Genomic DNA, 15,304 nt, shown 5'->3' with positions numbered 1-15,304 from the left:
CAGAGTACCTGACCTTACACTACATCATCGTATATTTTTCTATCATATTGATTATTCGGGATTTTGTGCAGTTTTGCCGGGTTCTGGCCGCCAGCGGTCGACGGAAGCATAGGCAAGAGGGATCACGAACATGTTGAGAACGACTGAAGTGAGAAGGCCACCGAGTATCACTTTTGCCATGGGACTCTGAATTTCGTTGCCTGCAGTGCCACCTGAAAGCGCGAGCGGAATCAGAGCGAGTCCGGCAGTCAGTGCCGTCATGAGGATGGGACTCAGGCGATCAACGGATCCACGCACGATGCGCTCGGTCATCCCCTGCCCTTCAATACGCAACCGTTCGTACCGGGCAACAAGCAGGATGCCATTGCGGGTCGCGATACCGAACAACGTGATAAAACCGATGATAGCAGGGATGCTGAGCACCTGGGAAGTCACGGCGATACTGAGTATCCCCCCGATCAGTGCGAGCGGCAGATTGAGGAGCACGACAAGCGCGAGCGGCAGTGAACGAAACTCCTGGTACAGCAGCAATACCACCAGGAGAAGCGACAACAATGAGGCAAGCAACAGGGTACGAGACGCGGCGGATTCACTCTCAAACTGTCCACCATACATCACATGATACCCTTCGGGCAGATCCACTTCCTGCTGTATGAGACGTCGCATGTCGTCGACCACGCTGCGCAGATCTCTGCCGTCGACGTTCGCGGAGATGACAACCCTGCGCTGGACGTTCTCCCGGTTGATGGTATTTGGACCGTTGGTGGACACGACATCTGCGACATACGAGAGCGGTATTTTCCCGGAGAACTCCTCAATCGCATCCTCGGAACTGTGCTGCATCGCCGATCTCGCCCCGGTCTCGATCAAGGTGGATCGGAGTTCGTCGAGGTTCATCCGGTTGGCATCGTTGTATCGCAGAACGAGGTCATGGACGCGTGGACCACTATAGACCTCAGAGATATGCATGCCTGCAAAAGCCACGTCCACAAAGCGCATGAGGCGGGGAATGGTGATGCCATATTTCGCAAGCATGCTGCGCCGTGGCCGAATCTGCAACTGCGGGATGCGTGCCTGCTGTTCCATCGATACATCCGCCGCACCGGGAACTGTCGTGACGAGCTGCCTGATGTGCCCACCGATCGAAGCGAGCCGATCGAGATCAGGACCGAAGAGTTTGATCGCGATATTGGCGCGCGTGCCTGAGAGCATGTGATCGATGCGGTGACCAATGGGCTGGCCGATTGTAAACACCAATCCTCGCACGCGGGAGAGACGGCCGCGGATATCATCCAGGACTTCGGTGAGCGGACGCTCCTGCATGTGCAGCGGCGTTTCGATTTCGGAAGTATTGACACCGAGGGCATGTTCATCGAGTTCGCCACGGCCGGTTTTTCTTGCGGTCGTCTGGATTTCCGGTATCTCGAGCAGTATGCGCTCGACATGCCGACCGATGGAATCCGATTCCGCCAGTCCCGTACCCGGCTTCACGACGGTAGTAATCACCAGCGAGCCTTCGTTAAACTCAGGAAGGAAGCTTCGCCCGAAACTCAGGAGACCCGCGATCGCCCCGAGGAAAAGCAGGGTTGACGCGAAAAACACCATACGCGAATGCTGCATCACGCGCCGCAGAAGTTTCTCATACACCCGGTTGAGCCATCGTACGCCGCGGGGCTCCGAGACCGCAAGTGTACGTCCCCTGGTCAGCAGCTTGCTCGCGAGTGCCGGCGTAATGGTAACCGCAATGAGCAGTGATGTTGCCAGCGATACGATAAAGGAAATACCGAGGGGACGCAGCATGCGTCCTTCCATTCCGCTGAGGAAGAACAGCGGGACAAACGCCGCAATGATGATAAGCGTGGCGTTGAGAATGGAACTCCGTATTTCCACGGAAGCATTATATATAGTAGAGAAAATCGACGACCGCTCCGGTCCGGGAAGTCGATTCCGCTCGCGCAGCCTCCGCATGATGTTCTCAACATCAATGATGGCGTCATCGACGAGTGAACCGATTGCTATCGCCATACCACCGAGACTCATGGTGTTGAGCGTATAACCCAACGCATGCATCACAAGTATGGCCGAAAGCAGGGAAAGCGGAATAGCCGTGAGCGTAATCACCGTAGCGCGCACATTCATCAGGAAAAGAAAGAGAATGATCACCACGAAGACGCTGCCCTCGAACAGGGCACGACTGACATTCCCTATCGCCGCTTCGATGAAAGTGGACTGCCGGAAAATACTTGTGTTGATCTCCACGCCTTCCGGCAGCGTGCGTCGAAGTTCGTCAAGTGCTTCGTCGAGTCGTTCGACAAGATCGAGCGTATTGGTCTCGGGCTGCTTCGTCGGTGTAAGCAGTACGGCTGGCGCCGCATCCAGGGATGCTGAACCGATACGCGGCGCGTCGCCGATGCGAACTTCAGCGATATCGCGGATGCGTACCGGAACGTCTCCGACGACGCGAATAACATTCTGTCCCAGTTCTTCAATATCCCGCGTGCGCCCGATTCCGCGAATGAGATATTCATTCCCGTATTCGTTCAGGATTCCACCGGCGGCGTTGGTGTTCGCCCCTTCCATTGCAGCAATGACATCATCGAGCGAAAGTCCGTAGTATTTCAGTCTGCGCGGCTCTATCAGGATCTGGTACTGTGCGACCTCGCCACCGATGACGGTGACCTGCGCCACGCCGCCGACGGCAAGCAGTCTGGGACGCACCACCCAGTCCGCCAGTGATCGCAACTCCCTTGCGTCCACGGTATCCGATCGCAGCGCGATCAGCATGACTTCACCGAGCAGAGAGGATTGTGGTGCGAGTACGGGTTTTCCCACTCCTGCCGGTAATGCCGATGCAACCGTCGTCAGTTTTTCGGAGACAATCTGCCGCGCGCGGTAAATGTCGGTACCCCAGTCGAATTCAATCCAAATTACGGAGAACCCTGGAGCAGAACTGCTGCGTACACGACGTACATTCATCGCCCCGTTCATGGAGGATTCGACTGGAAAGGTGACAAGGCGCTCCACTTCTTCCGGCGCCATCCCCTGCGCCTCCGTCATGACGACGACCGTGGGCGCCGTCAGGTCGGGAAAGACATCGACTTCCATGCGTGTGACCACGACGGCACCTGCCAGAAACAGCAGCAGTGCCATTACCAGTACAATTGTCCGGTTCTCCAGTGCGTATCGTATGATGGCATTCAGCATATGCGCCTCCTCTCAATGCTCATGATTGTGCGCCTGGATTTGTCCCGCCGATGCCGCGAGCCGCACGGCATGCACCCCCTGCGTCACGACGCGTTCCCCTTCCTGCACGCCCTCCAGCACAGGCACGTACGTTCCGTCCCCGGTTCCCACACGCACCTGCCGTTTTTCAAACCGCTCCCCTCCCGTTTGCACATACACGGCGAAGGTCCCGAGTTCCTCGGTCAGCGCGGAGATGGGCAGGACGAGCCGCGCCTTTTCTTCCCCGGCATGGAGGTACACATCGACGAATTCCCCGGGCAGCAGTGACGCGCCGTCAATTTCGAAGTACACAGGAATGGAGTAGGCACTGGCATCGACCGCAGCGCCGCGGGCGCGGAGCGTCCCATTTAATTCGCGTATGTCAAAACTGCGGCCGTCATCGGTTCTGAATGTGGCGCCGTTGATGTTCGGCAACTGCGCATAATTATTCTGATACAGCTCCGCTTTGAGAAGCATGCGATCATTGCGGGCTACAGTAAGCAGCCGCTGTCCGGACTGCACGAAGCCACCGTTGGGAACGCCGACGTCGCGTATGTATCCCGCAATCGGTGAAACGATGCGCTTGGCACCGTCCTTCACATTTGCCGTGAGCGTGCGCACAGCGGTTCGTGCTTGCTGGAGACGCAACTCCACCTCCTGCAGTCGTTTTATCGGCAAGACGTCGTCCGCCACCAAAGCGCGTACCCTGTCATATTCCTGCGTCGCATTCCCGAGTTCCGCTTCCGCATCGGCGATGCGGGCCACGAGGTTATCCTCGCTCATCTCTCCACCCTCGATCACGGCAAGTAATGCATCTTTCGCCACGCGCTGACCCGGGACCAGCGGCTGCAGGCGATACCGAACGATACCCGAAGCTGTCGCGGACACCGAAAGCTCCATCGACGGATGGGAAAGCAGGTGCCCTGTTGTCTTGATGATCGATGGGATGCGCTGCTTGCGCACTTCTTCGACACGGAATTCCATATTCCAGGCTTCTTCGCGTGTAAACACTATCCCCTCCTCCGCTTCATCTGGTGTTGCTGCGCGCATGGCCTCGAATGTGGCAAAGACGGGCAGACGCTTCAGGCGCAGCGTATCCGTGAACTCATCGCTGCGGGAGGTAAGCAGCAACTGCGCATACCCCGGTGCCGGAGGCGTCATCGTCAATACATGAATCCCTGTTTGCAATTGCCTGGCCTTGATCTCCCGTGTGCTTCCATCCGCGAACTCCACGCGAAGAAGCACACCCGCGTTTTCGGGCGGCTTGCCGTTGCGGCGTTCCGTCAAATGGAAGGTCCACTGCGAGGACTCTCCTGCCACCAGCGGTTCATAGCGAATAAACCAGTCGAGGTTTTCACTCCATCGCAGGAGTTCCGCCTGAATGTCCTGGTGGTCAGCCGCGTGACTGTTCTCGTGTGCATGTTGTTCTGCGCTGTCACCGCAGCCCGAGAACAGCGCTGCGAGGATAAGGGAACTGCAGAATACAACGGCACGGAACGCTGGACTGGCTGCAATAATGCGCGCGCGTGCAGCACGAATGGGAATGATGAGCATTGCTTCCTCCTGTGAAAGCGTTGGTTTTGCGAACGCACCGAGGGTGTACCGATATCGGTATCACGCAAACGGGATTGGGCTGCCTGCCGTCCGGTGACGCGAATTCACAATGATGACATGAAGTTTACTCCCCGCCGGTGGCGGGGACACCACGATGTCAGCAATGCTCCGGAGGATGAAAGATGTCGTGGGGAAAAGAGGAAAGGGGAGTCTGCGTGATGCTGCAGCGGAAACCGAGCACACCATCGTCATTGCTGACGGCAACAGAACGGATGGCGATCAGATGATGACTGTGTGTATTGCAGCAGTTCCGGCTGTCACAGTCACTGCGCGAGCAGGGCTCGCCGGATTCGTGTGCATGTCCATCGTGATGATCCGACGCGGCTGCAACTGCGGATTCCCCGGCATGTCCATGAGGATGCCCGTGCAGGAGTCCCACGCCCATGGCGCTGGTATAGAGGATGGCCGCTGTCAGTATGTGCATCAAGCAAAATTTCATCGCGCACAAATTACGCAGGCAGACAACCGCGATCAAGGCAAAGACATACTATATATAGTGAAACAGAGGACGCCAACTGCGCCCTCCGTTTCATCGCTGTCGATTCCTGAGCTGTTGAGCAGGGTGATGATCAGGACTGTTCACCTGTGCCGAAGCTCACCATCCAGCCCACACCGAACTTGTCGGTAAACATCCCGAAGTATGAACCCCAGAAGGTGTCTCCCATGGGCATGGTGACGGTACCACCCGCGGAAAGTCCGGCAAAGAGACGGTCAGCCTCTTCCTTGCTGTCCGCGTTCAGGGAAATCGAAAAATTGTTGCCTGCAGTGATATCCGGTCCCCAGCCACCACCGGAATCCGAGCCCATGATCACCGTCTCCCCGAAACGCAGTGAGATGTGCATAAGCTTGTCACCAAGCTCCGGCGGCATCGGGGGCATGCCCTCCTGCGGCGGCATCTCCTTGAACCGGCTCACGTTGTCATACGCTCCGCCGAGAACGGATTTGTAGAACTCGAAGGCCTCCTCACAGGTACCCTGAAATGTCAGATATATGTTTGCAGTCGTCATGGCTGGACTTCCTTACCTGATAAAAAAAGTGGTGAATCGGGAAAATAGAGGTGCAGGGATTGACGCACAAGGCAATTCTTGCATTCGCCTATGATGCTGTTCCAGAGCAGCGTGAAGAATGGAACTGAGGTGAAAGCGCAGGGACAGTTGACATTGCGTCCACAGGCATGTACATTTTATGTGCAACTTAATCGTGACAATCCCCTAAGACTGATCGGTTTCTCCACTGGCAATCCAGCCATGTGGGGACATCAGCCCTCCCGATCGACTGCCCGTCCTCGAACAGAACAGACAGGCAGACATCCCGACATCCGCCTGAAACAAATTCATTCTCCATTCAGAGCGGCAGCAGATATATTTTTCATATAGACGGAGGTTCCATGAACCCGATCTCGTCCATCTACCGTCGTATCGGTACCGCGACATGCGCGCTGCTGATACTGACTTCATTCACCTGGCCTACGATGGCACAGGAACGCGGGGGCGATGAACTCAAACCACGAAAACGTGCCGTGAAACCACGAGTAACAGAACTGCGGGCCGGCGACGACGCGACGCGCATTCAGGTAAAATTTGTCGATGGACTCCGATTCAACGTGACACCTTCCGGTGTGCTCGTCGAGCGGCCTCAGCGCAATCTGCGCAGTGGACAATCGAGGATACTCCTCTCCCGCGTCGTCAGTGAAGGCGGCCGGTGGGAGCGTATGATTCCTATCCCGGAAGAAGAAATGGACCGGCTGCGCGGAAACGCGCAGCGCAACCTGGGGAAAGAGGTTGCCGACATGAACAGCTATTACATTCTTTCCGTGCCGGAAAGCACAGCCCCGGTAGAATGGGTGAACATGCTGAATGACCTTCCGGATGTGGAACTGGCTGAATTCATGGAACTCCCTCCACCCATGCCGCTCCCCGGCGACTATGAATCCGATCAGGATTACCTCGAAGCCGCGACGGACGGAATCGATGCGAATTCCTATGCCTGGAGCGTTCCAGGAGGCACTGGCGCCAATGTACGCATCGTGGATCTCGAGTATTCCTGGAATCTCAACCACGACGATCTTCCTTCCGTTACCACACTCATTCCGGCTGGACGTACGGCGCAGGACCCCTTCAGCTCCGATGATCACGGTACGGCGGTACTCGGTGAGATGGGCAGCCTCGACAATGGCTGGGGAACCACGGGAAGCGCGTTTGATGCGGACTTCTATGCCGCACCGGTGCGCTGGGACAACGGATACAACCTCGCTGCGGCGATTACTAATGCGATGGCCTCTCTTTCCGCGGGTGATATTATGCTGATCGAGCAGCAGACCCGTGGACCGAACTGGCCTGACAAGGACACCACGCAGTTCGGTCTCGTCCCTTCCGAATGGGATGTCGCGGTTTATACCGCGATCGTCACAGCCGTTGGGAATGGCATACATGTAGTGGAAGCAGCCGGGAATGGCAGCCAGGATCTGGACGGTTCGGAGTACAGCCAGGGCAATGGTGGCCACTACCCGTTCGATGGCTCCATCAATTCCGGTGCTATTATCGTCGGTGCGGGTGCACCACCTGGAGGATCGACAACGGATCGTTCTCGCCTGAATTTCTCCAACTACGGCAGCCGCGTCAATCTGCAGGGGTACGGAAGCGGGGTGATGACCACCGGTTATGGAGGACATTTCTCCGCGGAAGGGAAGAATCGTTGGTATACAGCGACCTTCAGTGGCACATCAAGCGCATCCCCCATCGTGACGGGCGCAGTCGCACTGGTTGAAAGCATACAGCAGGAGTTGCACGGAGGTACCGGCCTCACGCCTGCAGCGATGCGCAGTCTGCTGATGTCAACTGGTTCTCCCCAACAATCTGGAGTGAACCCCGTTTCCGAAAACATCGGTCCCAGACCGAGCATTCTCGCCGCGATTCAGTCGCTCGATCCCTGTGTCCTGTCGTGTCCATCGAACATCACCGTCTCCAATGATTTTGATCAGTGCGGCGCAGTGGTGCACTATCCGAATCCTTCGACCAGCGCGACATGTGGTACCGTCACGAGTACTCCGGCATCGGGTGCGTTCTACCCGGTTGGCACGACGACAGTCTACGTCTCCACGGCATCCGGTGACAACTGTTCCTTCGATATCACAGTCGACGACACGCAGCCGCCATCCATCACCTGTCCCGACCCGATTGTCGTGGGCAACGATCCGGGTGAATGCGGTGCCGTGGTGAATTTCTCCGCCACCGTATCCGACAACTGTCCCGGTGTGACCTACTCCTGCTCGCCATCTTCCGGATCGTTCTTCAACGTCGGTGTCACAGTGGTGACATGCACAGCAACAGACGACGCAGGCAACCAGACCAGCTGCAATTTCACGGTGACCGTGAACGACGTCGAGCCGCCCACAATCACCTTCACCCTCACACCAGACATGCTGTGGCCTCCGAATCACATGATGAAGAACATCGCGGCGGATGTCACGACTACGGACAACTGTCCCGGTGAAACTTTTGAGCTGACCTCGATTGAAAGCAATGAGCCGGACAACGGACTGGGTGACGGCGACTTCCCCAACGACGTTCAGAACGCGGACTTCGGCACCGATGACGTGGCTTTCAGAGTGCGTGCAGAGCGATCCGGACTCGGAAGCGGCCGTATCTACACAGTGACATACACAGTGACGGATAATGCCGGCAATCAGGCCTCCGCCGAAGCGACTGTCACCGTGCCGTTCAGTATGGAGAAGCGCATCACGCCTGATGGAAGCGTACCCGATCGTTTCCACCTGTCGCAGAACTATCCGAATCCGTTCAACCCGACGACGATGATTCGCTACGATCTGCCCGCACCAGCTACCGTTACGCTGCGCGTCTACAATTCCCTTGGACGCGAAGTGGCCGTACTCGTTGCAGGCAACGAGCAGAATTCCGGCAGCTACGAGGTCGCATTCGACGGGTCTGTCCTGAGTTCGGGAGTGTACTCCTATACCCTTGTCGCAACCGAGCGTGAGTCCGATCGCGTCTTCACGCAAACGCGAAAGATGATCCTGATGAAATAATTCATCGGAATAACCTCGAACATGAACGGGACGGATACTTCATCCGTCCCGTTCTTTTTCCATGCGCATTCTGACTATCAACTCACATCGGAGGTTCGATATGGGCAGGCTCTCACTTAATTCTCCTTCACAGTCAGACGCGGGCGGCATCAAAGTGATTGCCTGAGACATCCCATTCATTTGTTGACATTATATCTCCATAAATGTAAATTTTATGATTCACATAATATTTTTCGTTTCCGATTGCATCTCACCGTTGAGCGCAGGAGGTGTTTTCATGTATATACTGGAGGGTCCATGACACCAAGATCATCCATCTATCGTCGTATCGGTACCGCGGCATGCGCGCTGCTGATACTGACTTCATTCACCTGGCCTACGATGGCACAGGAACGCGGGGGCGATGAACTCAAACCACGAAAACGTGCCGTGAAACCACGAGTAACAGAACTGCGGGCCGGCGACGACGCGACGCGCATTCAGGTAAAATTTGTCGATGGACTCCGATTCAACGTGACACCTTCCGGTGTGCTCGTCGAGCGGCCTCAGCGCAATCTGCGCAGTGGACAATCGAGGATACTCCTCTCCCGCGTCGTCAGTGAAGGCGGCCGGTGGGAACGCATGATTCCTATCCCGGAAAAAGAAATGGACCGGTTGCGCGGAAACGCACAGCGGAATCTGGGCAAGGAAATTGCCGACATGAACAGCTACTACATTCTTTCCAGGCCCGAAGGCAATGCGCCGGAAGAATGGGTGAATATGTTGAACGATCTTCCTGATGTTGAGCTTGCGGAATACATGGAACTCCCACCGCCCATGCCACTTCCCCCTGATTATGAATCATTCCAGAACTACCTCGAAGCAGCGACGGATGGCATCGATGCCAATTCCTACGCATGGAGCGTGCCCGGTGGAACAGGTGCCAACGTGCGTATATGCGACTTCGAGTATTCCTGGAACCTCAATCACGATGATCTGCCTTCGGCTACCACACTCATTCCTGCGGGACGCACGGCGTCCGATCCATTCAATGCTGAGCAGCATGGCTCAGCGGTACTCGGAATCATCAGCAGCCTCGCAAACGGCTGGGGAACGACAGGCAGCGCGCATGCCGCTCAGATTTTCGTTGCACCTGTTGAATGGGATAACGGATACAATCTCGCCGCAGCAATCATGAGTGCCATCTCTTCGCTCTCCGCGGGTGATGTCATCCTGATCGAGCAGCAGACCTGGGGACCAAATTGGCCCGGGCAAGGCAACACCCAGTTCGGTCTCGTTCCATCAGAATGGGATAAGCCTGTTTACGATGCGATCGTGAGCGCAGTAGGGAACGGCATCCATGTCATTGAGGCAGCCGGGAACGGCAGCCAGGATCTCGATGGCTCGGAATACAGCATGAATAACGGCGGTCACTATCCCTTCGACGGTTCCATCAATTCCGGTGCCATCATCGTGGGTGCAGGTGCAGCACCGAGCGGATCGACAACGGATCGATCTCGATTAAGTTTTTCCAACTACGGCAGCCGTGTCAACCTGCAGGGCTTTGGCGAGTCCGTAATGACCACAGGATATGGTGGGACATACTCTGCTGAAGGGAAGAACCGATGGTATACAAGCGGATTCAGTGGTACTTCGAGCGCCACCGCAATCGTCGCCGGAGCGGTAGCACTGGTGGAAAGCATTCAGGAGGAATTGCACGGTGGCACGCCCGTGACACCGGCAGCGATGCGCAGTCTGCTGATGTCGACTGGCTCCCCGCAGCAGTCCGGCTTGAATCCAGCATCGCAGAACATCGGTCCCAGACCCAGCATACGCGCTGCGATTCAGGCGCTCGATCCTTGTAATCTCACCTGTCCTCCGAATATGACTGTCTCGAACGCCCCGGATCTCTGTGGTGCATATGTCAACTATCCCATGCCGCTGACCAGCGAGACCTGTGGTACACTGACAACCTCTCCCGTATCTGGTTCGTACTTCCCTGTCGGCACGACCACGGTGAACGTCTCCACGGCGTCCGGTGACAACTGTTCCTTCGATATCACAGTCGACGACACCCAGCCGCCCTCCATCAACTGTCCTGCAGCCATCGAGGTCGACAATGATCCCGGTGAATGTGGTGCCGTGGTGAATTTCTCCGCGACGGTTTCCGACAATTGTCCCGGTGTCACATACTCGTGCTCACCATCTTCCGGGTCGTTCTTCAATGTCGGTGTCACGGTGGTGACATGTACAGCAACCGACGATGCAGGTAACCAGACCAGCTGCAATTTCACGGTGACCGTGAACGACGTCGAGCCGCCCACAATCACCTTCACCCTCACACCAGACATGCTGTGGCCACCGAATCACAAGATGAAGAACATCGCGGCGGATGTCACGACAACGGACAACTGTCCCGGCGAGACCTTCGTACTCACTTCGATCCTCAGCAATGAGCCGGACAACGGACTGGGTGACGGCGACTTCCCCAACGACATCCAGAGCGCGGATTTCGGCACCGACGATGTGGCCTTCAAACTGCGTGCGGAACGTTCCGGACTCGGAAACGGCCGTATCTACACAGTGACATACACAGTGACGGATAACGCCGGCAATCAGGCCTCCGCCGAAGCGACTGTCACCGTGCCGTTCAGTATGGAGAAGCGCATCACGCCTGATGGAAGCGTACCCGATCGTTTCCACCTGTCGCAGAACTATCCGAATCCGTTCAACCCGACGACGATGATTCGCTACGATCTGCCCGCACCAGCTACCGTTACGCTGCGCGTCTACAATTCCCTTGGACGCGAAGTGGCCGTACTCGTTGCAGGCAACGAGCAGAATTCCGGCAGCTACGAGGTCGCATTCGACGGGTCTGTCCTGAGTTCGGGAGTGTACTCCTATACCCTTGTCGCAACCGAGCGTGAGTCCGATCGCGTCTTCACGCAAACGCGAAAGATGATCCTGATGAAATAATTCATCGGAATAACCTCGAACATGAACGGGACGGATACTTCATCCGTCCCGTTCTTTTTCTCATTGCTTGCGGTTGCCCGAGAATTTCATCATAATAAGATCACATTTTATGAATCTAACCTGGAGGGGTTGTCATGAGGGTATCGCATTTTCTGCGGCTGTTGAGCTGCGCATCCACCATCATTCTTTTGCAAGCATCTTCGCTGCACGCGCAGGTCAGGAGTGTTTCCTTTGAGATCGTATCCACCGACACGATCAGACTCCGGGCAGGTGAAAAATTCTGCTTCGAGCTTGTTGCCAAAGACTCACTCGGCAACATCATCACGAACTGGGATTCGATCGGATCATTCTGTGATATTGGGGTAAGTGGATGCCGTGCAGGCATTGACACATCCAAAAGGAGCTGGAACGAGGATCCGGAAGGATACTCCTGGGTCAACATCGTTACGGAGGTCGACGGGGAGAGAATCATTCAATTAACGGATTCAGATTTTTCCGTTCGCAGCACGAGGTTTGTGAACGGCAGAGTGCGACTCTGTTTCATCAGCACGAGAGCCGGCGACATTATCCGTCTCGAGCTTCGTCCCACCGTACCGTCGCTGCAGCAGCTGTCCCCACCCATTGTGATTTACGCGGACACGCTTGCCCGCTTCATGACGGAGGTCACATACGCGATGGATGACGGCTCGAAACACGTCTTCGTCGCACGTCCTTTCGAAATTCTCTGCACACCGCAGGATCGATACGGGAATACGCTCACGGATACCGTAGACGTTGTGGCCTTCGCCCGTTTCAGCAATGAGCTTGCGGCACCACCGCCTCATCCATTCATTCCTGCTGCCTGGCTGCCATCCCTGATGGATGCGTCACTCACAGTCCACGGTGTTACAGCGTTCTATGCCACACTCACTGCGGAGCGCGAACGCGGAGTAGCAGCGGGACAGTGGATCGAACTTCACAGCGCAGCCAATCCGAACATCAGCGGCAGAAGCGATAGCATCTTCATCCTTGCGCACGCACCTTATCCGTTCGAGCAGTATGCTCCGTATGATGGTATTCATCTCAATCTGAACACAGCCCCGCTCGACAGCGTCATGCATTTCGCGTGGCATCCCTCACGTCCCGCAGATCCCTACCATGCTGCATGGGTCTCACGTTTCGATCCGTCGCTGTACAGCGACGACGTGTTCTACGCAGTGCGCTTCTATGACAGGATAACGCAGACGGCCGGGGGACAGACGGAATGGATTGATCCCGGCACGGATTCCACGCTCAGCATTACCGTGGCGGAGTTCACCGCATATCTGGCAGCGGCGCAGCCAATCTGGAGTGGGGGCGCGACGGAAATCACGTGGTACGCCATCGCTACCGACACCCTCTATGAAACACCGGCGGAATCATTCACCATCGATAATGCACGCGGCTTCCGCGTTCTCATCAATCAGCAACCGAATGCCACTGCTTCGCCACCGGCTGCACAATCAATCTGGCTCGGACAAAACGCCCCCAATCCTGTCTGCAGCATAACCCGCATCCCCTTTACAACCGAAACTGCGGGGGACGTAAACCTGACGGTTACGGACATGCTGGGGAGACGCGTTGCTCTGCCGCTGGAAGCATACCTTCCCGCAGGCACGCACACCGTGCGCTTCGACGCCTCTGCGCTTGGGCCCGGCACGTACATCTACCAGCTGCGGAGTAATGGATACAGCACCGCCAGGCGCATGACGGTCCTGCGCTGACACCAGTACAGCGCACGTGACCTCATTGTGCTAGCGAACAACCAATCGCGAGAACCGGCTTTCATCCGCTGATCTTGCGCGAAGGTGATAGATGCCGGGGGAAAGTCCGTCAATCGGAATCTGCATCGTCATGCTCCCGCGTTGGAGCATGCGATGCAGGATCGACCTCCTGCGTCCGAGCATATCATACAGCGCGAGTTCCACGGCACCATCCCTCACCACATCGACCTGAACGCTCACGTACCTCGACGTCACGGGCACGGGATTCGGGTAGGGTGCCGCTATTGAAAATGCGGATGGCAGTTGCGCGGGAGCGGAAGCATCGAGAAGGTTGTCGATGGTGATTGCCCGAAGATAGACATGATATGGCCCTTCTCTGTTTGAATAGTACACCACGAAAACGGTATCGTGTCGAATGATCAAAGAGGGACCCATATTCTGGCAGCCCGTCTCCGTATTGATACGAAAGTGGGAGCCCTGCTGCTTCCAGGCATTGGAATATACCGTTGCATAGACGTTCGAGCTGTCATTCGTTGTTTCTTCTGACCAGACGATCAGCTTCCGGCCTCCGCCCAGGGATGCTGCCTGGTAATCAAGGATATTGCCGACGTGATCCTCTTCATTGACAAGTCCACCATAGCCATCCGAGATGGAATGCAACCTTACAGGAAGATCCAACCTATAGCGCACATGGATGAAATAATCGGCGGTGTCGATTCTGTCAACACGTATACCCGGATCATCTCTGTTTCGTGAGAGGAGGTCAATTTGCCGTTCGGTTTGTTTGAGTAGCTGCTGATTGTAATCCCTGTGATAGAAGTCGACGGTATCGACATACGCAGTCTGTCTCATTTCTCCGGTGACGAGATTCAGTGTATGAAAAGTGCGCCGATTTCCGCCATAAATGTGCTTCTCGATATATACAAGTGCACGGTTTCCAGCAGGTTGCAAGAGTGCAATAAAAGGAGCTGGAAGATTTGATGGCCGGCCCCCTGAATTCGCATCGAATTTCAACAGACAGTTCAACGAACGCTCAGGTGCATCCCACATATGCAGTGTGGTCTCCGCGTACCGCCCTTCCATTCCATTAATGTTATACTGTCCCATCCAGTAGCCCGAGGCCGCAAACACCTTTTTCTCATACGAGATCACATGTGCATGTGACCGATTCATCCACCATGACGTTCCATGGCCAGAACCATCCCGATACGAGCTTATCGAAAACATCATGGCGGAGGTATCGATGGCGACCGTATCCTGAAGAAACAGAAACCGGAATTCTGTTCCCCCACCAGGCCGTGAATGAAACAGCACGAGCCTGCCGTCATCCATGAAGGTGCCAGCTCCACTGTACCCGTAGGAGCCTTTCTGCTCCCCGACAGGTAATCCCTCCTCGGAAAGACGACGCATGCCGTTATTCCAGAAAACCCAGTAGCCGTCACCCTCCCGGTGCAGAATTTTCAGTGGCACCTCTGATTGCGCGCCAATTTCACTTATGCGGATTTCCTGTTGTGCCGGGTTCTGCGCCAGCATCAGATGCGGAAAGACAACAGCCAGCACCACGATTGCACATTTACGGAACATGGATTCACCCCCGGGAAGATGCCTGACAGACTGTATAGGAAATTGCTCTATGTATACTGGAAGCTATGGGAAGAGGAAATAAGATGCAACGGAGATGGATATCCACTTGAAGAGACGCAGAAAATATGCAGAAACTGCATAA

8 protein-coding genes are annotated in these 15,304 nt (G+C 55.9%); 3 read left to right on the top strand and 5 right to left on the bottom strand.

Going from position 1 to position 15,304, the window contains the following annotated elements; all coding sequences use genetic code 11:
* Window positions 1-51 precede the first annotated feature (51 nt).
* The 4 genes from KQI65_16315 to KQI65_16300 form a co-directional block, all read right to left on the bottom strand.
* Window positions 52-3,204: a CusA/CzcA family heavy metal efflux RND transporter gene (locus KQI65_16315; GenBank protein ID MCB2206309.1), complete on the bottom strand. Its 3,153-nt coding sequence runs from the start codon at window positions 3,202-3,204 to the stop codon at window positions 52-54.
* Window positions 3,205-3,216: 12 nt separating this feature from the next.
* The gene (locus KQI65_16310) at window positions 3,217-4,776 is read right to left on the bottom strand and encodes an efflux RND transporter periplasmic adaptor subunit (GenBank protein MCB2206308.1); all 1,560 of its coding nucleotides are present in this window, start codon (window positions 4,774-4,776) and stop codon (window positions 3,217-3,219) included.
* Between the two features lie 157 nt (window positions 4,777-4,933).
* A complete protein-coding gene (locus KQI65_16305; GenBank protein ID MCB2206307.1) occupies window positions 4,934-5,260 on the bottom strand; it encodes a hypothetical protein in 327 nt (108 codons plus the stop codon).
* A 145-nt stretch (window positions 5,261-5,405) separates the two neighbouring features.
* Complete coding sequence (locus KQI65_16300) at window positions 5,406-5,843, bottom strand: VOC family protein (GenBank protein ID MCB2206306.1); 438 nt, start codon at window positions 5,841-5,843, stop codon at window positions 5,406-5,408.
* Between the two features lie 380 nt (window positions 5,844-6,223).
* Between KQI65_16300 and KQI65_16295 the strand changes: the two genes are divergently transcribed.
* The 3 genes from KQI65_16295 to KQI65_16285 all read left to right on the top strand — a co-directional run bounded on the left by KQI65_16295 (window position 6,224) and on the right by KQI65_16285 (window position 13,578).
* Window positions 6,224-8,881 carry an HYR domain-containing protein gene (locus KQI65_16295; GenBank protein ID MCB2206305.1) on the top strand — a complete coding sequence of 886 codons (2,658 nt, stop codon included), beginning with the start codon at window positions 6,224-6,226 and terminating at the stop codon, window positions 8,879-8,881.
* A gap of 297 nt (window positions 8,882-9,178) precedes the next feature.
* A complete protein-coding gene (locus KQI65_16290) occupies window positions 9,179-11,836 on the top strand; it encodes an HYR domain-containing protein (protein ID MCB2206304.1) in 2,658 nt (885 codons plus the stop codon).
* Between the two features lie 134 nt (window positions 11,837-11,970).
* Window positions 11,971-13,578, top strand: coding sequence for a T9SS type A sorting domain-containing protein (locus tag KQI65_16285; GenBank protein ID MCB2206303.1), 1,608 nt, complete (start codon window positions 11,971-11,973; stop codon window positions 13,576-13,578).
* A 30-nt stretch (window positions 13,579-13,608) separates the two neighbouring features.
* On the opposite strand, the gene KQI65_16280 is transcribed toward KQI65_16285, so the two are convergent.
* Window positions 13,609-15,162, bottom strand: a complete 1,554-nt coding sequence (locus KQI65_16280) for a T9SS type A sorting domain-containing protein (GenBank protein ID MCB2206302.1) — start codon at window positions 15,160-15,162, stop codon at window positions 13,609-13,611.
* Between the last annotated feature and the right edge of the window lie 142 nt (window positions 15,163-15,304).

The sequence above is a fragment of the bacterium genome, from assembly GCA_020444325.1.
Classification (GTDB): domain Bacteria; phylum Bacteroidota; class Ignavibacteria; order SZUA-365; family SZUA-365; genus BM516.
This window is presented reverse-complemented; position numbering and strand designations above follow the sequence as displayed.